The organism is Rhizobium sp. J15 (genome assembly GCF_002531825.1).
In the GTDB taxonomy this organism is placed as follows: domain Bacteria; phylum Pseudomonadota; class Alphaproteobacteria; order Rhizobiales; family Rhizobiaceae; genus Rhizobium.
On the sequence record NZ_NWSX01000038.1, the window covers coordinates 1 to 21,487 of the forward strand.

Here is a 21,487-nt window from a genome sequence, read left to right on the forward strand (position 1 = left end):
CAGCGCAAATTGAACATGCAAGGGGGCCACACGGCACGCCCTCTCCCCTTATTTCCCGCACGCAGACGTCTCAAAAACAAAACGGGCGGCCCAAAGACCGCCCGCCCATCAAACCCATCACAAAATCAGGCGTCAGATCTGCGCCCCACGCGCCTTCGTCGTCGCGTCGAAAGCCTTGTCGACATAGGCGTCGCGGCCGTAGACGTCGTCGAAATATTCCACCACGCCGTCCTTGTTCGGCCAGGCGGTAAAATAGGAAACGTAAACCGGGATCTTCTGCGGCACTCTCACCGCATGGTTCTGGCCGGTAGCAATCTGCTTTGCGACGTCCTGGACAGTCGTACCGAGCACGGCGGCCGCCATGGCGCGCGGATCGGCAAGGCGCACGCAGCCGTGGCTGAGAGCCCGCATGTCACGCTTGAAGAAGCTCTTCGAAGGCGTGTCATGCATGTAGATCGCATGGCTGTTCGGGAACAGGATCTTCAGTTCGCCAAGCGCATTGTCGCTGCTTGGCGGCTGGCGCACCGAAACGTTCTGAGTCGAGCCGTACCAGTCGACGCTGGACGAGGCGACGGCGTGACCGTTCACTTCGACCTCATAGCCGAGCTGGTCGAGATAGTTCGGGTCTGAACGCAGCTTCGGCAGCATCTCATTGATGATGATCGACTGCGGCACGCCCCAGAAGGGGTTGAACTCCACCGTCTCGATCTCGTCGTTGAAGAAATAGGTCTGATTGTTCTTGCCGCCGACCACCACGCGCATCGACAGCTGTTCCTTGCCGTCATTGTGGTAGTAGGCCATGTAGGCGGGCTGGTTGATCATGACGTAACGGGAACCGAGATCCTCCGGCAGCCAGCGCGCCTGCTCCATGGCAACGACGAGCTTGTCGATCTTCGAGGCATTGGTGTCGCCGCCGGTCATGGCGCGCACCGTCGCCTGGCCGATGACGCCGTCCGGCTTCAGGCCGCGCTCCTTCTGGAAGTCCTCGACCAGCGAGACGATATCGGGAGAATAGTCGCTGCTGCCGGTGTAGGCCGCAAGCGTCGTCGCATGATCGGTCTTCAGCGTCTCGGAACCATGCTTCTGCAGCGCCTTGACGATATTGGCGATCTCCGGAGAGCTGTCGCCCGGCCGAAGCAGTCCGCTGAGCGAAATGACGATCTGCTCCTCGCTGCCGCCATCGGCGGCCCGAAGCTTGGCAAGCTCGGTCTTCAGCGCCAGGAACTGCGGGCTGTCGGGCGAGCGGCTGGCGATGTAAGCGCCGACATCGGGGCTCATGCGGGCAAGTTTCAGCACCGGCGTCAGATTGACGACCTTGCGCTGAAAATCGTGATAGCCGGAGATCTTGTTCGGATCGATGCGGCCGCGCACCGTATCCTGCACGAAGGCCAGCACCTTGGCCGAGAGATCGAGTTCGAATTGCGTCAGCGCCCGGTCGCGTACCGCGGGATCGGGATTTGCCGGATCGATCTCGGGCGCCTGAACGGCATAATCGGCCGAATCGAGCCCGACCGAGGACGCATCGGCAAGCGTCGCCATCGCCGACTTGGCGCGCTCGTTGATCTGGTTGCCGTCGACCCAGACGAGTGGATTGCGATTGTCGCCATAATAGGCTTCGAGCGCCTTGGCGACGTCGGCATTGGCGCGGACCTTCGCCTGCGCCAGGAAGCGACGCTGCACCACCGGTTCGGCGCCGGAATCGCCGCCCGGCGAAACCTCGGCAACCGCGCCGGTGACGATCGGATCGGCGAACTTGCTGGTATCGACGAATTGCAGCGTTTCGGTCTTGTAGGTGTAATAGCGCGGACCGCTCACCTTCGGCAGCGGCGCTTCCGGATCGAGCCCGCCCAGCGATCCGCCGGTTGCGCCGCGCGGCGCCACGCGCCCGGGCGGCATCTGGTCCATGAAGATGGTGCTCTGGGTCCGCTGCCTGTCGCCGCGCAGCATATCCATCAGCGTATAGGCATGCGCGGGAGCGGCACTCATTACCGCCACTCCGCAGGAAATTGCCAATGCGGATACCGCGCCTTTCAAAACGAACGTCATATATCTTCCAGTCCCGGTGTCATGCTGTTCTTGTCACGAGCGCAAAGCTCAAGCTCAAATCCCGCGAAACTCACGCAGCGTCGGTTCCTTCATCAGAAATTCGCCTCCGCCGCCAGCGCCGGCGGACTCAATTTCATGTGAGAAGAATCCTGCACGGCGCCGCGCAGCAGTTCACACAAAATTATGAAATTATTAGTTAATTTTTTACCGAATTTTCGTCGCCGGACCAGTGCGGCAAAAACGTGCTGACGCATAAAATTTCCAAAGTGGCCGAAAAAGCACGCCGTCTGGCTGCGCCAAACATGAGTGCAATATTCAATATTTCGCGCGCTATCCGGTTTTCTTGTCCCGGTTTCCAACCTATAAGACCACATCTTTGGAATATGCCAGAAAACAGCATGTAAAGGGAAGGCAAGGCCCATGACCGCAACCCGCACGGAAACCGATACTTTTGGCCCCATCGACGTCGCCGCCGACCGATATTGGGGCGCCCAGGCCGAGCGTTCGCTCGGCAATTTCAAGATCGGCTGGGAAAAGCAGCCGCTGTCGATCGTGCGGGCGCTCGGCATCGTCAAGCAGGCCGCCGCCCGCGCCAACATGTCGCTCGGCCAGCTCGATCCCGCCCTCGGCAAAGCCATCGTTGACGCCGCCCAGGAAGTGATCGACGGCAAGCTCGACGACCATTTTCCGCTGGTCGTCTGGCAGACCGGGTCCGGCACGCAGTCCAACATGAATGCCAACGAAGTGATCTCCAATCGTGCCATAGAAATGCTTGGTGGCGTCATGGGTTCCAAGAAGCCCGTGCACCCCAACGATCACGTTAATATGAGCCAGTCGTCGAACGACACCTATCCGACGGCCATGCACATCGCCTGCGCCGAACGGATCGCCCATCACCTGCTGCCGGCCCTGAAGCACCTGCATGCCGCCCTCGACATGAAGGTCACCGAGTTCAGCCACATCATCAAGATCGGCCGCACTCACACCCAGGACGCAACGCCGCTGACCCTCGGCCAGGAGTTCTCCGGTTACGCTGCCCAGGTCGGCTCCGCCATCAAGCGCATCGAAATGACCCTGCCCGGCCTTTGCGAACTCGCTCAGGGCGGCACTGCCGTCGGCACCGGCCTCAATGCGCCGGTGGGCTTTGCTGAGAAGGTGGCAGAAGAGATCGCCGCCATCACGGACATGCCGTTCGTCACCGCGCCGAACAAATTCGAAGCGCTTGCCTCGCATGACAGCATGGTCTTTTCCCACGGCGCTATCAATGCCGCCGCTGCCGCCCTCTTCAAGATCGCCAACGACATCCGTCTGCTCGGCTCCGGCCCGCGCGCCGGCCTCGGCGAACTGGCCCTGCCGGAAAACGAGCCCGGCTCCTCGATCATGCCCGGCAAGGTCAATCCGACCCAGTGCGAGGCGCTGACACAAGTCTGCATCCACATCTTCGGCAATCACGCGGCACTGACCTTCGCCGACAGCCAGGGCCATTTCGAGCTCAATGTCTATAATCCGATGATGGCCTATAATTTCCTGCAATCGGTGCAGCTGCTCGCCGACGCCGCCGTCTCCTTCACCGACAATTGCGTCGTCGGCATCGAGGCGCGCGAAGACAACATCAAGGCCGGCCTCGAACGCTCGCTGATGCTGGTCACCGCGCTCGCCCCGAAGATCGGCTACGACGCAGCCGCCAAGATCGCCAAGACCGCGCACAAGAACGGCACGACGCTGAAGGAAGAGGCGCTAGCCAGCGGCCTCGTCTCCGCGGAGGATTACGACGCGATCGTCCGCCCGGAAACGATGATCGGTCCGAAATAGGATTGGTTGAGGTGGCCCGCCCACCTCTCCTACCTCATTCCTGTGCCTGTCACAGGAATCCAGCCACGGCGCGTCCGCGCCGTGAATGAATCAATATTTCAGGGAAAAGAGACTTCGCGCCCAAGGACTTGGGCGCGCGGACAAACCCGCATCCGCCTGCCACCACCGGTCGGCGCACCCTACAGCCCGGCAAACGTCAAACCAACAGCGAAAAATTGTCCATCACCACCGCATTACCCATGAAATCGAAACGGATTTCGTCGATGTCTTCGATGCTGACCTCAAGATTGGGACCGGTAACCTCGAGCTCCTGCTGATAGACGATCTGCCCGTCGTTCAAGGCGGTGAGCGTCAGGTGAAATGGTGATGCCGACAGTTCGGCGATCGAGACGCCCTGAAAGGTGAACTCCCCGCCATCGACCATTTTCAAAGTCACGGGCGCCGAACCCGGGGATAGGACTGTATCGCTGAAGCCGTCCTCGGTGATGGCGTCGACGCCCGGGATGGTATCGTAGACGATACCGTTCAGAAGCGTCAGTTCCTGACTGCCGTTCACGGAGAGCGCAAAGCCCCGATAGTCGGGAAGGAGGAAATTATCCGCCCTCGACGTGACGCCCATGTCGTCGAAATCCAGGATCTCGTGGTATTTTTCGCCTTCGTTGACGCCATCGATCGCGAGCGTCAGTACGCCGAGATCCGTGCCCCCTGAGCCATCGGACATCTTGTAGCTCAGCGTCTCGATGAGCTGATCGTACTTTCCTAAATTCTTCACCACGTCGAGCGTGTAATCCAGCTCATATGTGAAATGGCCGTCAGGTTTCACCTTGAAGGTTCCGTATTTGCCCTCAATGATCGTTTCGTGGTCAGGCCCATGTTTGGCGTCGATGCGCACGCCGTTGACGAAGCGGGCATACATCTGCGCTCCCTCGGGATCGCTGGCGAGGCGCAGCAGATCTCCGCGGATCCAATCATTTTCGAAAAAAACGAGAAGGTCGTCGACAGCAGTTGGCTTTGCATTTGTCATTGGAAGCCCCGGCAGGTTAACGCTGGCGGAAATATGAACCGGCCTCGAACGGAAGGCAACCTGAAGTCGTCATCTTGGCGACAAATGTCGATTTCGTTTTTCTTCACTCGCCTGTCGCGTGTGGCGTGCCGACCGCAGAGCACGACAGGACATGGTTCCACCACAGAGTCCGTCCGCATCCTGATTGCTTTTACCCGGCAGCGGATTTAGACCGGTTCCAATCTAGCGACGCACGCCCACCAGAAAGGTCACTTCGATGGCTGACGATCTCTTCCCCCTCGGCAAGGATGCCACCCTCTATCGCAAGATCAGCAGCGACTACGTCTCTGTCGACACTTTCAAGGGCCAGGAGATCCTGACCGTCGAGCCGGAAGGCATGCGCCTGCTTGCCGAAACCGCCTTTGCCGACATCAACCACCTGCTGCGGCCCGGCCACCTTAAACAGCTCGCCTCGATCCTCGACGACCCCGAAGCCACCGACAACGACCGCTTCGTCGCCTACGATCTCCTGAAGAACGCCAATATCGCCGCCGGCGGCGTGTTGCCCATGTGCCAGGACACCGGCACGGCGATCATCATGGGCAAGAAGGGCCGCAGGGTCTGGACCGAGGGCGGGGACACGGCAGCGCTTTCCCGGGGCGTCCTCGACGCCTATGAAAAGAAGAATCTGCGCTATTCGCAGCTCGCGCCGATAAAGATGTTCGAGGAGAAGAACACCAAGAACAACCTGCCGGCGCAAATCGATATCTATGAGGAAGGCACGGATTCCTACGATTTCCTCTTCGTCGCCAAGGGTGGCGGCTCCGCCAACAAGACCTTTCTCTACCAGGGCACGCCCTCGCTTTTGACCCATGACCGGATGATCGACTTCCTTAAGGAGAAGATCCTTACGCTAGGGACGGCTGCCTGTCCCCCCTACCATCTGGCGATCGTCATCGGCGGCACTTCCGCCGAGATGAACCTGAAAACGGTCAAGCTCGCCTCGACCCGCTATCTCGACGAACTGCCGACCGAAGGCTCCGAGAGCGGCCACGCCTTCCGCGACATCGAGATGGAAAAGGAAATCCACAAGCTGACGCAGCAGATGGGTGTCGGCGCCCAGTTCGGCGGCAAGTATTTCTGTCATGATGTGCGTGTGATCCGCCTGCCCCGCCACGGCGCCTCCCTGCCGATCGGCCTCGGCGTCTCCTGTTCCGCCGACCGCCAGGCCAAGGGCAAGATCACCCGCGACGGCATCTTCGTCGAGCAGCTCGAAACCGATCCGTCGAAATACATGCCCGAGATTGACGAGGCGAAGCTTTCCGAATCCGTCGTGCGCATCGATCTCAACCAGCCGATGACCACGATCCTCGCCGAACTGTCGAAGCATCCCGTCAAGACACGCCTGTCGCTGACCGGCACCATCATCGTCGCGCGCGATCTCGCCCACGCCAAGATCCGCGAACGGCTGGAAAAGGGCGAAGGCATGCCCGATTACCTGAAAAACCATCCTGTCTACTACGCCGGCCCCGCCAAGACGCCGGCCGGCTATGCCTCCGGCTCCTTTGGCCCGACGACGGCCGGCCGCATGGACAGCTACGTCGACCAGTTCCAGTCCTTCGGCGGCTCGATGGTGATGCTCGCCAAGGGCAACCGCTCGCGCGCCGTGCGCGAGGCCTGCAAGAAGCATGGCGGCTTCTATCTCGGTTCGATCGGCGGGCCGGCCGCCCGCCTCGCTCAGGACTGCATCCGTAAAGTCGAGGTGTTCGAATATCCCGAACTCGGCATGGAAGCCGTCTGGAAGATCGAAGTCGAAAACTTCCCCGCCTTCATCGTCATCGACGACAAGGGCAATGATTTCTTCCAGGAACTGAATTTGGGTTGATTTCGGCAGGCGTAATAGCCTGCCGGCGGGCAAATCGATTTCATCGGCTTACGAAAAAGGAGCGCCGTCAAAGATCTTCAAAGTCAAAATCGCCATCCACAGCGACGCCAGGTGGTCGCTCACGACCATGGCGAATCGCAAAGATCATGACGGCATCTTCCCGAACTTCGTAATCGACAAGATATGAGCCCATGACGAACCGTAAGACGCCTGGAATGGGAATTTCTTCGGCAAGCCGGCCCATTTCAGGGAAACGTCCGAGCTGCTGTCGCAGCCGCTTGAGATCATCGATGAACGCCTGCGCGGCTCTCAGATTCCTGGATTTCAGATATCTCGCTTCAGACTTTACATATTCCGTGGCATCGGGTGAAAGAATGACTTTCACGCAGCCGCACCTTTGACGATCGCGTCGACTTCGTCGATGACGTCGTCAAGATCGTGTCCCAGCCCCGCGTCTATATCCCGGCGAGCTCTCGCCACCTCGATTATTTCCCGGCCTTCCGCTGCCAGATATGATTTCAGCGCACGCACGAAAACCCAGCTTCTGCTGCGCTCGCAGATTTCTGCGATCTCTTCGATCTCGGACAGCACGTCCATAGGCAATCGCATCGAGATCGGGTCTGATAATTCACGGTCCGACATGGTTTTTGGCCTCGTTTGTAATACAATGCTATCTCTTCCACCCGGAACCGTCAAACTCATTCAGGCAAGCCGCCCCACAGGCATCCTACTTGCCCGCCTCAACGCAATGGCGGCGGGCTGCTTAATGCCGCCCCATCCGTGATATTCGCAGCACGCACGACATCCCGATCATCCACCCTCGCCAGGATCTCCGTTCGAAAAGCCCCGGCGAAGATACCGGTATGCTTCAGCAGCAAGGCACCGCCGGCGATGACGGTGAACGCGAGTATGACAACAGAAACGGGACGAGACCTTTTCATGATCTCATGCCCGGGTTTGCTGGCAGCAGCCGGATTTTCTGCTGGAAAATATCGTTCCGAAAGACCTGCGCTGAAATAGGAGCGCAACCAAAACTAGCTGTCGACAAGATGAATACGATCCGCGGACCAGAGAATAACTGTAAGTTTTTTAAACACCCTACCCGCCAAGCGGGTATGGATTGCCCGTCGAAGATACGTTTTCTGGTGCAAAATCATAGGCCTGCTTGAAGTATTGCCCCACTGCGAAGTTGTCATATGTAATCTTTGGTATATGTCGCTTTAATCTTTTCCCAAGAAATTTAAGCTACCAAATAAAATATTGCCTTCGAATACATGAGGAGTTCGCCGGATGAACACGGCTGTCGCGCCCAAGGTGCAGGTTCCCGACGTAGCGGGTCAGATCACCTATGCCATGCGCTCGATGGGCGTCGCGCCGATACCCCGCAATTACGAACTCTTCTATGAGGCCTATATCGGCTCCAATCCGGCGCTCACCCGAGAGCTTGCAGCCCTCGGCAGCCAGGCGACCCAGGCCGAACTCGATGCGCTCGGCGCGCAGTATTTCACCAACAGCCCTGCCCGCGTCTTCGACGACGCCCATACGCGCATCTCGGGCGAACTCGACGGCCTCCTGCGGATCCTGAGACAGGAGCGAAGCTCGCTCGAAAGCTATACGAGGCTGCTCGGCGAAACCCATAAGCGCATCACCTCCAAGAGCAATGCCAGCGTCGAACTGATCGAAAGCGCCATCGAACTCCTGAGCCAGGCGACCGGCGACACGATGGCGCATGGCGAACGCACCGTCGAGGATGTCGTCCAGCGGTCGCAGGAGATGGATCAGGTCCGCAAGGAGCTCGACGAATATAAGCGCATCGCCAACACCGATTCGCTGACACGCCTTTCCAATCGCCGCGCTTTCGACGACCGCCTCGCCGCCGTCTTCAACAATCCCGGCATGCGGCCGGTCACCGCCCTGCTGCTGGCCGACATCGATAATTTCAAGAAAATCAACGACACCTACGGTCATCCGGTCGGCGACAAGATCCTTGCCACCGTCGCCTCCGTCATCCGCAGCAATGTCCGGCGCGATGTTTTCGTCGCCCGCGCCGGCGGCGAGGAATTCGCGCTGATCATCGAGGGCAATACGACCGAGGAAGTGATCGCGATTGCCGAGCGCATCCGCCGCACGCTGGAAACGACCCCCTTCAAGAATTCCCGAACGCGGGTAAATTACGGGCCGGTCACCGTCTCGATCGGCGTCTGCATGGCCTCCAACGCCGAGGATGCCGGCGAACTCTACAGCAAGACCGACATCGCGCTCTACGGCGCCAAGAATGCCGGCCGCAACTGCACCATCCTTTATGAGGATGGCATGCAGAAGGATTTCACCAAAAGCTGGCTGATCTACAAGGCCTGACGGCTATCACCGCTTGGTGGCTGCTTCACCACATCGTCTTCGCCGCGCGGCCGGGCCATTCCCGGTCGTAGGCTTCCTGATCGAAATCGCTGACCGCGCCCTTCAGCATCTGCCCCGGCGTCGGCAGGCCTGCCGGATCGGCGAAATGCGCGGCATTCCAAAGTTCCGCCCGCATCACGGCGCGGGCGCACTGGAAATAGACCTCGTCGATCGCAATGACGATGACGGTGCGCGGATGTTTGCCGTCCATCTCGAAACTCGAAAGCAGCGCTTCGTCATTGGAAACGACGCCACGGCCGTTGACGCGCATCGTCGTGTTCGAGCCGGGAATCAGGAACATCAGCGCAAGCCGGGGATCGCGCACGATATTGGAGAGCGAATCGACGCGGTTGTTGCCGCGCCAGTCCGGCAGATGCAGCGTCTCGTCGTCGATGACGCGCACCACGCCGCCGAGATCGCCGCGCGGCGAACAATCGAGCCCTTCCGGCCCGACGGTGGCAAGTGCGGCAAAGGGCGAGATCTCGATCATCTCGCGATAGAGCGGCGTCAGCCGCTTGGTCACCTTGTCGACCGAGGCCTGCGATAGGCCCGCGCCGTAGATCGTGTTGAGCTCTTCGATGCTGCTGATGATTTTCATGAGGCGTCCCGCCGCGGCTTGATATCCGCGCGGACGCTACAATGCCGCGCGCCGCACCGGAAGCTCAAAAAACGGAATGATCTCCGCATCTTTTTTGATGCTTTCGCTGCTCTCCTCCTGCGCGTCACCTTCGAGGAAGGCCGCAACCGCACCGAGGACGGGCGCCGCGCCGACGATGCGCCGATGCCCGAAGCCGTTCGCCCAGAACAGCCGTACATTCCCGGCGGCCGCACCATAACGCCTGGCATGAGCCGCCGACACCTCCTTGTCATCCTCTGCGTGGATCACGAGCACGGGCCGCGCGATCGTCCCCGCCGTATTGCCGGCGTCGAAATCCTCGAGTCGCCGTCCGGTGATACGATGAACCTCATTCTCCAGCGCCGCCTGCGCAGCAGGGCGAAGCTCGATCAACCGGCCGAAATCGGTGAAGAGCCAGGCCATCTCGCTCGGCGCGCCGATCAGCACCAGCCGCTCACCGGTGACGGGCGCGACATCGGAAAGCAGGCCGGCCGCCGAAACCATCAGCGCTGCGCCGCCAAAGGAATGGCCGATCGCCGCGTCGAAGGCGCCGAACCTCTCCCCTGCCGCCGCGATCGCCTCGACCGCAAGCCCCATGTGCAGGAAGCGCCCGCCCGCGCGCCCGTGACCGGGAAAATCGAGCGCCACAACTTCGGCGCCCGTTGCCGCCAGCATCGAAACGAGATCGGCCATGTAGACGGCGCTCGAGCCCCAGCCATGCGTAACGAGATAGCGCTTGCGTTTGCCGAGCGCCCCGCCGTTCAGCCGGTAGGCATGTGCCTTGGCGCCGCCGGAAAGCTTCAGCATAAAGCGCTCGCCGCCTGCAAGCCGCGCCGCGCCCGCAGCATGCGCCGCCTTCGCCTTCCCGCCTTTCGGCCGTGGCGATGGCGTGCGGCAGAACAGTTGGAACGCCGCCCTGCCCGCCAGCGTCGGAGAAACCGCCTGCAGGCCTGAGAACCCCAGGCGGATGACCTTGAGCGCGAAATTTGCCATAGTGGGAATCCAAAACATGTTCAACACTGAACAATAAAGTACAACGATGAACAAAAATCAATCCCTACCCTGGGATCATCCGCGTTTTCGCAGCTGGATCGCGGTGGCTCGCGCCTGCCAGCTCATGCAGCAGTCCCTGGCGCGCTCGCTTGCCGATCTCGACATCAAGCCGCCGCATCTCGATATTCTGGTCAATCTCTATCGCTTCGAAGGCATTTCGCAGCAGGAGCTGGCGCGCAAGCTGCTGGTCGGCCGCTCCAATATGAGCATGCTCCTGCCGCAGATGGAAAAACGCGGGCTGATCGAACGGCGCGGCGACGCGCGCGACAAGCGTGTGCTCCGCCTACACCTCACCGGAGAAGGGCGCAGGCTGACCGAGGCGGCCATGGCGATCCAGACCGACCTCATCGAACGCACACTTTCCGACGAGCCGATCGAGCAATGCATGGCGACCGCCACCTCGATGGAGCGCATCATCACCGTGCTGCTCAAGGATCTCAGCGACGAAGATTGATGGTCAATGCAGCGTTGGCGCCGGCGATGTGCCGCTCAGCGAGCGATATTCCCAGGCGGCGACGACAATCAGCACCAGCGTCGCCAGAATGCCCAGCAGATAGAGCTCGATGAAGGGCGCCACGAAGGCAAGCAGGATCACCACCACGAGGCCGGCAAGATGCGACAGCGGCATCCGCCCGCTGGTCGCGCCCTTGAACCAGAGATTGCCGATCAGGAACAGGCCGGAGCCGCCCAGCACCGCCGCGGCGACGCCGAGATCGCCGGTCTCGTGCGGGTGCGAGAACATGAACTCCACGGCTACCGCATGCACGATGATGCCGGCGAGAATCGGAATATGCCCATAGGTGAAAGCGAGCCGCGCCAGCCTGCCCGGCGTTTCCTCGTGCTCGATGCGATGGGCGGCGCGCTCATGGCCGAAGCGGAAATAGAGCCACCACATGGCGACCGTGCCGATGAAGGCGGTCACGAAGATAAGGCTCGTCAGCCCCGAGATCGGCAACTCGGCAAAGGTGCGGCCGGAAACGAGGATCGCTTCGCCGAGGCAGATGATGACGAAGAGCGCGCAGCGCTCGGCCATATGCGCCCCGGAAACGTCCCAATCGCTCGGCGTCGAGCGGCCGAGCCCCGGCACCGCAAAACCCGCGGCCGGCCCGGCATATTCGATCGCCAGCGCGATCATCCAGGCGATCAGCCGGGCTTCGTGCTCCAACAGCCCGCCGGCAATCCAGAAGATCGCGGCCACTGCGAGCCAGCTTGTGATGCGCACGAAATTCAGCGTGTTGGCGCGATCGACGCGCGTCATCGCATAGGTCGCAAACAGCGAACGGCCGACCTGCATCGCCACATAGGCGCCGGCAAAGAGCAGCCCCTTGTCGCCGAAGGCCTCGGGGATGGAGGCGGAAAGCACCAGCCCCAGCATCATCAGCATGACCAGCATGCCGCGCACCGGCATCTTGTCCGGATCGAGCCAGTTCGTCACCCAGGTGGTGAAGATCCACACCCACCAGACGGCGAAAGTCATCAGCGCCGCTTCGGCCGCGCCGAGTGGCGTGTAATGAGCGGCAAGCCCATGCGAAAGCTGCGAGATCGAAAAGACGAAGACCAGGTCGAAGAACAGTTCGAGGAAGGTCACCTTGCTGCCGGCCGCGCTTCCCTTGGCGCGCAGCCAGTTCTTTCTAGTCGCTTTCGCCATGTGTCCCCCGATGGCCGGTTATGTGAAATTCAGCGTGGCTTTTCCGCCATGTCGCGGTTCATGCCCTTTTCCCTGAGCTCGTCCTCATAGGCCGAAAACAGCTCCGCGCCGCGCTCGCCGAGTTCGCGCAGATAGGTCCAGGTGTAGATGCCGGTATCATGCATGTCGTCGAAGCCGATTCTGACGGCGTAATTACCGGTCGGCGTCATCGAAACGATCGCGACGTTGCGCTTGCCCGGCACCGTCACTTTCTGCCCCGGCCCGTGCCCCTGCACCTCCGCCGAGGGCGACAGCACGCGCAGAAGCTCGGCCGACAGATCGAAGCTCTGGCCGTCGTTGAAGGTCACCACCAGCCGCTGCCGGTCTTTCGAAACGCGAAGTTCGCTCGGCCAGATATCGCTCATCATTTCGTCCTCTTCTCATGCGAGGAGTAGGCGTTGATCTTTTTCAGCGCAAGCTGAAATTGGCCTCTTCGCATCGGCTGTTTCCCTTGACGCGACAATAGCATATGCCCACATTGGGAAGAGTACGGAGATACAGGTGAACACCAGAGTCGAAACCATAGGCAATGCATCGCCGCTCACGGCGGATGCCCACCCGATGATCGACCCTTTCGGCCGGGCAGTCACCTATCTCCGCGTCTCCGTCACCGACCGCTGCGATTTCCGCTGCACCTATTGCATGGCGGAGAACATGACCTTCCTGCCGAAGAAGGATCTGCTGACGCTCGAAGAGCTCGACCGTCTCTGTTCCGCCTTCATCGAAAAGGGCGTGAAGAAGATCAGGCTGACCGGCGGCGAGCCCCTGGTGCGCAAGAACATCATGTATTTGGTGCGCCAACTCGGCCAGCGGATCGGCTCCGGCCTCGACGAGCTGACGCTGACGACCAACGGCTCGCAGCTCGCCCGCCATGCCGAGGAGCTTTACGATTGCGGCGTGCGCCGTATCAACGTCTCGCTCGATACGCTCGATCCCGACAAGTTCCGCAAGGTCACCCGCTGGGGCGATTTTGCCAAGGTCATGGAAGGCATCGACGCCGCCCAGAAGGCCGGCATCAGGATCAAGCTTAATGCCGTGGCGCTCAAAGGCTTCAACGACGTGGAAATGCCGGAGATGGTCCGCTTCGCCCACGGCCGCGGCATGGACCTCACCGTCATCGAAACCATGCCGATGGGCGAGATCGAAGAGGATCGCACCGACCAATACCTGCCGCTCTCAGAGCTGCGCGCCGATCTCGAACGTCAGTTCACGCTAACCGAGATCGACTACCAGACCGGCGGCCCGGCGCGGTATGTCAGGGTCGAAGAAACCGACGGCCGCCTCGGCTTCATCACGCCGCTGACCCATAATTTCTGCGAAAGCTGCAACCGCGTCCGCCTCACCTGCACCGGCACGCTTTATATGTGCCTCGGCCAGAACGACGCCGCCGATCTAAGAGCCGCACTGCGCGCCACCGAAGACGACGCCCTCCTCCACACCGCCATCGACGAAGCCATCACCCGCAAGCCGAAAGGCCACGACTTCATCATCGACCGCACGCATAATCGCCCGGCGGTGGCCCGGCATATGAGTGTCACGGGTGGGTGATGTTTGCGGTAGATTTCTGCCTTAGAGAGCGAATGCCGGCGTCAAGTTGAGGAGAACGCCTACTACCCACCCTCGTTCCTGTGCTCGTCGCAGAAATCAGGGAGAGTGGGTAATGCGCGGTGCTGATTTTCCGCGTACAGCTTATGGAACGCCACCACAGGACCGGTCGTCGCCTCCGTGACATCCATAGAATGCGTCACATCACCCAGGCTTACGCGCACAAATCGCAAACCACTCCTTCACCATCCGCTCCAGCCCTCTCAGAACCGGCATTTTGCGCGCCTGCCGCCCATTGAATATCGCCGAGCTTGTGGTCGACCACGATGTCCATAAAGCCCGCCTTGCTGAGGAGATTGACGACCGCTTCCGCTAGCATTTCCTTGCCGAAATGCGCGCGAGAGCGGCATGCTCTGATGCCGCATCATCATTTCCGGCGACATGTAGTTCGCCGGCGGCTTGCGACGGCTGAACTGGGTTTCAATGGAGACTTAGAGCCGCATTTTCCTGGAAATAATAAGGCAAAATTCCCCTTCAAGGGCGACTAAATTCTTCAGGAGATATGGTGAGCGGGCTAATCTCTCTGTCCCCTGTGGCAGGGGTCTTCGCAATCCGATAGACGAGCTTAGTGGTGGCGGGCTGTGTTCCGCTGATGTCGGTAACCAAAAATTTCGCTGAAGGCATTTCGCCGGCGCCGATAGTGTCAGCGAAGCCTTGGCAACCAAGGGCGAGTTGGGTACCGAAAGCATACTGCACTTTGTATTGGCCATCCGGAATACCACTCAGTTGCGCCGTCTGGCCGCGGGCGACGAAGAAGGCACTCACCAAGACACCCGAAACTGCGTCTCTCAGCTTGATAATCGCATCCACTTTGCTCCCATTGTATATCTCCAACTCGTGACCAACCTCGGATGTCCAGAGACGTCCTCCTAAAATCTTCCCATTCTGCACTGGGATGGTACAGTTCGGCACATATGGAGTTACCACTGAGGGGGCACGTTCTAGCAACGCGGTTTGAGGCAAAGAATATGATTCAAACGAAGCGCGCCGGCTCATTGAATCCGCCACGAAAAATGCCACGATAATCCCGGGCACTGAAAAAGCCATGAATAGATGCGTCGAAACCGTGCCGACGGACAGGCGCCAAGGGTCTTTCAGGTGGGGCCGATAACGACCGATGCCCTTCTCCTCCAACCGTTCAATTAATATTGCCGCGCATTCGACTATGCCTTTATCGCGCGCCCTCTTTGAAGGAACCGCGAGAGCATAGGACAATAGGAAATTTCCGCGCGTCAGGAATGCCACGGCGTTGTGCCAAAGCATTTCCTCATCCAATTTCCGATCTCGTTTACCACCAAACCCATTCCGCACGATCGAAACAACAGAATATGGGATACCCCATGGAGCAGCCCACCACCCAGCAAGCATCGTTATGAATGAGGACTTCAATCCTTCCCTGCGCGCACAGCTCGCGCAGAATATTCCTTCCGAAGGAGAGCAGGTTGTCCAAAAAAGGAAACTGTAGACCCGAGAGAAGGCGACATAACGCGGCTGAGGAGTGACCGATCCGCAGCGCGAACACGATATCGGGTTGATCACTTCATACTGAAGCTCAGGCTCCGGTACAGCCTTTTGATATTGCAAGCCGTCATATTCAGCGCGTCGAACGAAATCGTTTAAAACGTCGTACGCCTTGGAAACCTCGTGGAATTTTGAGGCCGATTTTGCGCCAGACATATCTTGATGCGTTTGCTGGGCAAGTCGCCAGAATGCGCTTTTAATCTCCTTAGCCGTTGCCGACGGCTGCACACCCAAAGCCTCGTACAAGCCTTGAGGATCCATGTCCTTCATATCATCCTCTTGAGTGGCTTCCCGACCGGTGCCTAACCCACCGAGAACATACGGCTGGGATATTTTCAAGAGGGATCACACAGAGAAGATTGGGCTTGCGCCCGTATCGTCAGTCGATCAATCGCTGCGCGGTAAACTTGTCCGTAACAAGCATATCAATGACCCCTACGCGGAGCGCACCTGCAATGGCGTCGGTCTTTTTGGCACCACCCGCCAGAGCAATGACCCGGTCCACCCGTTCCAACTCCTCGAGTGGAAGCCCTATAACCCGATCATCAAGGGGCGTCTTGACCGGCTTGCCGCTCTTATCGAAGAAACGCAGCGAGATATCGCCGACGGCGCCCGCTTCGGCGAGGTCGGAGAGTTCGCGAGACGAAAAGATATTGCCGGAGCGTGCGAGAAGCTCGGACGGTTCGACGGCTCCGATTCCGACGATTGCCAGCGTTATGCTGCCGAACAGGTCCATCGTCTCGCGGACGAACGGATCGGCCTGCATCAGAAGCTTTGCCTCTCTCGATGTCGTCACGCCCTGCACGGGGAGCAGTTTCGGCTCGGCGCCGGTCAGCCGGGCAAGCCGCGTGGTCAGCTGCGTCGCATGCGTCTGCACGGAAGGATCGCCCATGCCTCCGAGGGTCTGGACGACGTATTTCGCCTGAGCGCTCTTCTGCGGATGAATGTTCTCGACCATCTTGAAAATGGTCTGGCTCCAGCTCGAAACGCCGATGATCTCACCCGGCGCAAGCGTCACCTCCAGGAGATGCGCCGCCGCCTCGCCGATCCGGGCCATGATGGCCCCGTCCCGGTCTTCGGTGCACTCCACGACGATCGCCTCCGGCAGATCGTATTTCGCGCGAAGCGCGCCCTCGAGCTCGCTGTAGGTGCCGACGGGTGGGATCACGCTGGTTCGCACGATATCTTCCGCCTCGGCGCGCTTGAGCATGCGCGACACCGTCGCCTGCGACAGGCGAAGGTGTTGTGCGATCTCCGCCTGCCGCCGCCCCTCGATGTGGTACATCTGGGCGACCCTTGAAATGAGGCGGAGTTCGTTGAGGCGAGTCATCGCTGATCCCGAAGTGAATTTTTATTCACCTTTAGCCTGTGTTTCGCGGGACGTCGAGCGGGCAAGCGCATCATTCCAGGTCGCCAGAAGGGCCTCTCGGTCCACGGCCTGCGGCTCGATAGTCTGGTTGTTTCGTGGCAGCTCCGAGACGACATGGAGATCATTCCACAAGCCGAGGGAGAGCCCCGCCAGATAAGCAGCGCCGAGAGCCGACGCCTCGGGCGCTTCGCATTGGATTACGGGGTGTTCGATGAGATTCGAGACGCATTGCATCAGGAAGCGGTTCTGGCTCGGCCCCCCATCCACATAGAGCGCCCCGAGTTCGCCGCCGCTTTGCGCCCGCATGGCCGCGATCACATCATGCACCTGGAAGGCGATGGAATCGGTTACCGACCGCGCCATCTGCGCGCGTGTCGTATTGAAGTTGATCTGGGAGAACAAGGCACGGGCGTCAGAATTCCAGTAAGGCGCACCGAGCCCCACGAACGCCGGCACGAAGCCAGGCGCGCCCGGCCCGGCGCTCGCCGCAAGTTCGACAAGGGCAGCCACGTCAGCCAGCCCGAGAATGTCAGCCATCCAGGGAAGGCTGGCGGCGCAAACGAGGATATTGCCCTCGAAGGCGAAGGTCGGCTTTCCCGCGATGCGCCATGCGACGGTGGTTGTAATGCCATTGCGCGGGGCGATGAATTGCGGCAGCGTCGTCATGACCGAAGAGCCGGTTCCGAAAGTCACCTTGCCGTCGCCCGGCTTGAATGCGCCATGGCCGAACAAGGCTGCGTGGCTGTCTCCGATCGCGGCCATGATTGGCGTGCCGTCCGGCACCCCTGGCAATCCATGCGTCCTGCCGAAATCGGCAGAGCTGTCGAGCACCTCCGGCAGGAGCGCGATATCGACGCCGAAAATCTCGCCCAGTTCCTCGCTCCATCTCTGTTCGCTGAGATCGAACAACTGGCTCCTGGCGGCATTCGAAGCGTCGCAGACATGCCGGCGCCCGCCCGTCAGGCAGTGAATGAGCCAACTGTCGACCGTTCCCAGCCGCACCGATCGCCCGGCCGGAATCCGGTCGAGCAGCCATCGGAATTTCGAACCCGGAAACATCGGATCCAGCGGCAGGCCGGTCAGCGCCTGCACACGGTCGAGGCGGCCTTCGGCAATGAGACGTTCACAATCCCGTGCCGTTCGACGGCACTGCCAGCTGACCACCGGTCCGAGCGCGTCTCCTGTTTCGGCGTCCCAGGCGGTGACGGACTCGCGCTGATTGGAAATGGCAATGGCCTCGACAGTCACGTCCGGGCCGGCCTTCAGGCAGGCATCGATCGCTTCGCAGACCGATGCGTAGAGCCGGCGCGGATCTTGTTCGACCCAGCCCTCCCTCGGATAGGAGATGCCGACAGGAGACGAACCTCTGCCGATAATTTCTCCCGTCTCGGAAACGAGAACGGCCTTTGAATTGGTCGTGCCCTGGTCGATTGCCAGAATTGCCCGCATTCTATCCTCCCCGGATCAGGCGGCGGCCGCGGCGGCAAAATGCGCCCCGGCCGCTTCACGCGATCCCCAGTTACTTGCGCTTGATCAGCGCCTGTGCGGCGTCGGCGATTGCGGACGGCGACATTCCGTATTCGTCGAGCAGGAACTCTGCCGAGCCGGTCGGCGCGTAGACGCCGGGAACGCCGAGACGCTTCATCGGCACCGGGGCATTGTCGACCACCACTTCGGCGACCGCGGAGCCGAGCCCCCCAAAGATCGAATGCTCCTCGGCCGTGACGATCGCTCCGGTCTCCTTCGCCGCGGCGATGATGGCCTCCTCATCGATCGGACGAACCGTGGCGAGGTTGAGCACCCTGGCATCGATGCCGCGGCCGGCGAGAATCTCGGCAGCCTTCACGATGCGATGCGTCAAGGTGCCGTTGGCGATCAGAGTGACGTCGGAACCCTGGCGCAGGAGATTCGCCTTGCCGAGTTCGAACGCGTGCCCCTCCGGAAGAAGGTCGGGCACTCCGACCCGTGACAGACGCAGGAAACACGGCCCGCTATAGGTCGCCGCCCAGGCAACGGCAGCCGCGGTTTCGATCCGGTCGCAGGGCGCGATGACGGGAAGATTGGGCAGGACGCGCGTCCAGGCGAAGTCTTCGATCGAGTGATGAGTCGGACCGAGTTCGCCGTAAGCCATGCCGGACGAGATCCCCACCAGCTTGACGTTGGCGTTCGAGTAGGAAATGTCGGCCTTGATCTGCTCCAGCGACCGTCCCGTGAGAAACGGAGCAGCACCGCACACGAAGGGCAGCCGTCCGCCATTGGCAAGGCCCGCTCCAACGCCGACCATGTTCTGTTCCGCAATGCCGACATTGACGAGGCGCTCCGGAAATCTCGACTTGAAGCCGCCGAGCTTGGAGGAACCGACCGAGTCGTTGCAGACCGCGACGATCGTTTCGTTTTCGGCTGCCAGCCGCTCGAGCGTAGAGGCGAATGCGTCGCGGCAATCGTGGAGCTTGGGTGGGTTTACTGGCGCGTTCATTACAGTGCCTCCGACAATTCTGCCAATGCGATTTCGTATTGTTCCTTGCTCGGGACCTTATGGTGCCATTCGACCCGGTCCTGCATGAAGGAGATTCCGTGGCCCTTGTTGGTATGGGCGACGATGGAGTGCGGTCCTGACCCCCGATGTTCGAGAGCCGGAACGATCTCGCGCATATTGTTGCCGTCAATCTCGGTGACTTCCCAGCCGAACGCTTCGAGCTTCGGACGAAGCGGAGCGAGATCGTTGGTTTCGGCAAGTGCTGCGCCCTGCTGGAACCTGTTGTGATCGATGATCAAGGTCAAGTTATCGAGCTTGAACTGAGCTGCCGCCATGATCGCCTCCCAATTGGACCCTTCCTGCATCTCGCCGTCGCCGGTGACGACATAGGTGCGATATCCAGCGCCCGAGAGCTTGGCGGCTTTTGCCATGCCCACAGCGACCGGAAGGCCGTGGCCGAGCGGACCGGTATTCGTTTCGACGCCCGGAACCTTGTTGCAGTTCGGATGCCCGTTCAGCCGCGAATGCGGCTGCAGGAAGGTGGAAATCTCCTCCTCCGGGATGAAGCCGCGCTTTGCGAGCGTCACGTAGAGAGCGCAAGCCGTATGTCCCTTTGAAAGAACGAACCTGTCGCGGTCGGGATGCTTCGGCTGGTCCGGCCAGACATTCAGCACACGAAAATAGAGCGCCGTCAAAATGTCGATGACCGACATCTCCCCGCCGATGTGGCCGGCGCCCGCTTCAAAGACCGCCTGCAGATCACGCAATCGGATCTCGCGGGCGATGCGCTCAAGTTCTGTCGTATCCATGGGTTCCTCATCATGCATAAATATTCACTTATCAATATTTTTGCATAACATGCCGATTAGTCAAGCCTTCAAACGACGTGCCGATGACGATATGCCTGAAGCAAATCTTGTTGACAGCCGGAAAGCAAGTTGTTAATGAATTTTCCAGCAAGTGTGAATAATTATTCTAGCTTGCACAAATATCGGATACAAGCCTAGGCATAGGGAGGAGCAATGGTGGCGCTCGATATCAATGAACAGAGGCTTTCGTCCGGCGCTTGGCTCGGTAAGCTCAAGGGAGCCACCGGACCGCTCGTGGGATTGCTCGCGCTGTGCATCTTTCTGAGCTTCAGCACAGACACGTTTCTTTCGGTTCGAAACGGCCTCAACATCCTCGACCAGATCACCGTCCTCGGCATCATGGCGGTCGGAATGACCTTCGTCATCCTGATCGGCGGCATCGATCTGTCCGTCGGCTCCGCACTCGCCCTGGCGATGATGGTCATGGGTTGGACGGCCAATGTCGCCGGCCTGCCGCTGCCCGTCGGCATCGCCTTCGCGCTGATCGCGTCGGCGGTATCAGGCCTCATCGTCGGGCTTCTGGTGACGCAGTTCCGGGTTCCAGCCTTTATCGCCACGCTTGCGATGATGTCGGCGGCGCGCGGCGTTGCAAACATGATCACGGACGGCCAGCAGATCGTCGGCTTCCCCGACTGGTTCATGATGCTGGCGATCGATCGCCATTTCGGCGTCATGACTGCCACGGTCTTCCTCATGCTCGCGGTCGTTCTTGCGGCGTGGCTCTTCCTGCACTTCCGGTCCGAAGGCCGCATGCTCTACGCGGTGGGCGGCAATCCTGAAGTCGCGCGCCTGGCCGGCATCAACGTTCCGCTAGTGACGATATCAGTCTATGTCGTGAGCGCCGTCCTTGCGGGGCTCGCAGGCATCGTGCTCGCCGCCCGCCTGGATTCCGTCCAGCCGTCCAGCGGCCTGGGCTATGAACTGGACACCATCGCCGCGGTCGTCATCGGCGGGACATCGCTCTCCGGCGGCGCGGGCGGCATCGGCGGAACGCTGATCGGCGTGCTGATCATCGGTGTGCTTCGCAACGGCCTCAACCTTCTCAACGTCTCGCCCTTCCTGCAGCAGGTGATCATCGGGGTCGTCATCGTGCTCGCGGTCGGCGCAGAAACCATTCGCCGGCGTCGCGCCTGACGCGCATCGTCCGC

21 protein-coding genes and 1 pseudogene are annotated in these 21,487 nt (G+C 60.5%); 6 read left to right on the plus strand and 16 right to left on the minus strand.

Annotated features, from left to right (window positions below; all coding sequences use genetic code 11):
* Positions 1 to 132 precede the first annotated feature (132 nt).
* Entirely contained in the window at positions 133 to 2,046 is a 1,914-nt protein-coding gene (locus CO670_RS24790) for a murein L,D-transpeptidase (RefSeq protein ID WP_097592683.1), read from the minus strand.
* 92 nt (positions 2,047 to 2,138) lie between these two features.
* On the minus strand, positions 2,139 to 2,468 hold the full coding sequence (locus CO670_RS32665; RefSeq protein WP_141502375.1) for a hypothetical protein: 330 nt from the start codon (positions 2,466 to 2,468) through the stop codon (positions 2,139 to 2,141).
* Here CO670_RS32665 and fumC point away from each other — a divergent pair.
* Positions 2,467 to 3,858 (plus strand): class II fumarate hydratase, encoded by a 1,392-nt coding sequence (fumC, locus tag CO670_RS24795; RefSeq protein WP_097592684.1) that lies wholly within the window; start codon positions 2,467 to 2,469, stop codon positions 3,856 to 3,858. The two genes, CO670_RS32665 and fumC, sit on opposite strands and share 2 nt — an antisense overlap.
* Before the next feature lie 196 nt (positions 3,859 to 4,054).
* On the opposite strand, the gene CO670_RS24800 is transcribed toward fumC, so the two are convergent.
* Positions 4,055 to 4,882 carry a VCBS domain-containing protein gene (locus tag CO670_RS24800; protein WP_097592685.1) on the minus strand — a complete coding sequence of 276 codons (828 nt, stop codon included), beginning with the start codon at positions 4,880 to 4,882 and terminating at the stop codon, positions 4,055 to 4,057.
* A gap of 256 nt (positions 4,883 to 5,138) precedes the next feature.
* Between CO670_RS24800 and CO670_RS24805 the strand changes: the two genes are divergently transcribed.
* Positions 5,139 to 6,746, plus strand: a complete 1,608-nt coding sequence (locus CO670_RS24805; RefSeq protein WP_097592686.1) for a fumarate hydratase — start codon at positions 5,139 to 5,141, stop codon at positions 6,744 to 6,746.
* 67 nt (positions 6,747 to 6,813) lie between these two features.
* Here CO670_RS24805 and CO670_RS24810 read toward each other — a convergent pair whose 3' ends face one another.
* The 3 genes from CO670_RS24810 to CO670_RS24820 form a co-directional block, all read right to left on the minus strand.
* On the minus strand, positions 6,814 to 7,131 hold the full coding sequence (locus CO670_RS24810; RefSeq protein ID WP_097592687.1) for a type II toxin-antitoxin system RelE/ParE family toxin: 318 nt from the start codon (positions 7,129 to 7,131) through the stop codon (positions 6,814 to 6,816).
* A complete protein-coding gene (locus CO670_RS24815) occupies positions 7,128 to 7,388 on the minus strand; it encodes a ribbon-helix-helix protein, CopG family (protein WP_097592688.1) in 261 nt (86 codons plus the stop codon). Before CO670_RS24815 ends, CO670_RS24810 begins: the two co-directional genes overlap by 4 nt.
* A gap of 98 nt (positions 7,389 to 7,486) precedes the next feature.
* A complete protein-coding gene (locus CO670_RS24820) occupies positions 7,487 to 7,687 on the minus strand; it encodes a hypothetical protein (protein WP_097592689.1) in 201 nt (66 codons plus the stop codon).
* Between the two features lie 349 nt (positions 7,688 to 8,036).
* On the opposite strand from CO670_RS24820, the gene CO670_RS24825 reads away from it, so the two are divergent.
* Positions 8,037 to 9,104 (plus strand): GGDEF domain-containing protein, encoded by a 1,068-nt coding sequence (locus tag CO670_RS24825; protein ID WP_097592690.1) that lies wholly within the window; start codon positions 8,037 to 8,039, stop codon positions 9,102 to 9,104.
* Positions 9,105 to 9,129: 25 nt separating this feature from the next.
* Here CO670_RS24825 and CO670_RS24830 read toward each other — a convergent pair whose 3' ends face one another.
* On the minus strand, positions 9,130 to 9,741 hold the full coding sequence (locus tag CO670_RS24830; protein WP_097592691.1) for a pyridoxamine 5'-phosphate oxidase family protein: 612 nt from the start codon (positions 9,739 to 9,741) through the stop codon (positions 9,130 to 9,132).
* A gap of 36 nt (positions 9,742 to 9,777) precedes the next feature.
* Positions 9,778 to 10,752: an alpha/beta fold hydrolase gene (locus CO670_RS24835; RefSeq protein WP_097592692.1), complete on the minus strand. Its 975-nt coding sequence runs from the start codon at positions 10,750 to 10,752 to the stop codon at positions 9,778 to 9,780.
* Positions 10,753 to 10,798: 46 nt separating this feature from the next.
* Between CO670_RS24835 and CO670_RS24840 the strand changes: the two genes are divergently transcribed.
* Entirely contained in the window at positions 10,799 to 11,266 is a 468-nt protein-coding gene (locus tag CO670_RS24840) for a MarR family transcriptional regulator (RefSeq protein WP_088676138.1), read from the plus strand.
* Positions 11,267 to 11,269: 3 nt separating this feature from the next.
* On the opposite strand, the gene CO670_RS24845 is transcribed toward CO670_RS24840, so the two are convergent.
* Both CO670_RS24845 and CO670_RS24850 read right to left on the minus strand, forming a co-directional pair.
* Positions 11,270 to 12,460, minus strand: coding sequence for a low temperature requirement protein A (locus CO670_RS24845; RefSeq protein ID WP_097592693.1), 1,191 nt, complete (start codon positions 12,458 to 12,460; stop codon positions 11,270 to 11,272).
* Between the two features lie 29 nt (positions 12,461 to 12,489).
* Entirely contained in the window at positions 12,490 to 12,864 is a 375-nt protein-coding gene (locus CO670_RS24850; RefSeq protein ID WP_097592736.1) for a DUF971 domain-containing protein, read from the minus strand.
* A 136-nt stretch (positions 12,865 to 13,000) separates the two neighbouring features.
* Between CO670_RS24850 and moaA the strand changes: the two genes are divergently transcribed.
* The gene (gene moaA / locus CO670_RS24855) at positions 13,001 to 14,047 is read left to right on the plus strand and encodes a GTP 3',8-cyclase MoaA (RefSeq protein ID WP_097592694.1); all 1,047 of its coding nucleotides are present in this window, start codon (positions 13,001 to 13,003) and stop codon (positions 14,045 to 14,047) included.
* A gap of 201 nt (positions 14,048 to 14,248) precedes the next feature.
* Here the strand turns inward: moaA and CO670_RS24860 are convergent.
* The 6 genes and pseudogenes from CO670_RS24860 to CO670_RS24885 form a co-directional block, all read right to left on the minus strand.
* Positions 14,249 to 14,505: pseudogene (locus tag CO670_RS24860) on the minus strand (SAM-dependent methyltransferase); the annotation flags it as partial.
* Positions 14,506 to 14,578: 73 nt separating this feature from the next.
* Positions 14,579 to 15,895 carry a J domain-containing protein gene (locus tag CO670_RS24865; RefSeq protein ID WP_097592695.1) on the minus strand — a complete coding sequence of 439 codons (1,317 nt, stop codon included), beginning with the start codon at positions 15,893 to 15,895 and terminating at the stop codon, positions 14,579 to 14,581.
* Positions 15,896 to 16,004: 109 nt separating this feature from the next.
* Entirely contained in the window at positions 16,005 to 16,955 is a 951-nt protein-coding gene (locus CO670_RS24870) for a sugar-binding transcriptional regulator (RefSeq protein ID WP_097592696.1), read from the minus strand.
* Positions 16,956 to 16,976: 21 nt separating this feature from the next.
* Positions 16,977 to 18,443 carry an FGGY-family carbohydrate kinase gene (locus tag CO670_RS24875; protein WP_097592697.1) on the minus strand — a complete coding sequence of 489 codons (1,467 nt, stop codon included), beginning with the start codon at positions 18,441 to 18,443 and terminating at the stop codon, positions 16,977 to 16,979.
* A 70-nt stretch (positions 18,444 to 18,513) separates the two neighbouring features.
* Complete coding sequence (locus CO670_RS24880) at positions 18,514 to 19,470, minus strand: transketolase family protein (protein WP_097592698.1); 957 nt, start codon at positions 19,468 to 19,470, stop codon at positions 18,514 to 18,516.
* Positions 19,470 to 20,279, minus strand: coding sequence for a transketolase (locus CO670_RS24885; protein ID WP_097592699.1), 810 nt, complete (start codon positions 20,277 to 20,279; stop codon positions 19,470 to 19,472). The genes CO670_RS24880 and CO670_RS24885 overlap by 1 nt, the downstream gene beginning before the upstream one ends.
* 213 nt (positions 20,280 to 20,492) lie before the next feature.
* On the opposite strand from CO670_RS24885, the gene CO670_RS24890 reads away from it, so the two are divergent.
* Entirely contained in the window at positions 20,493 to 21,473 is a 981-nt protein-coding gene (locus CO670_RS24890) for an ABC transporter permease (RefSeq protein ID WP_097592700.1), read from the plus strand.
* The last annotated feature ends 14 nt before the right edge of the window (positions 21,474 to 21,487 follow it).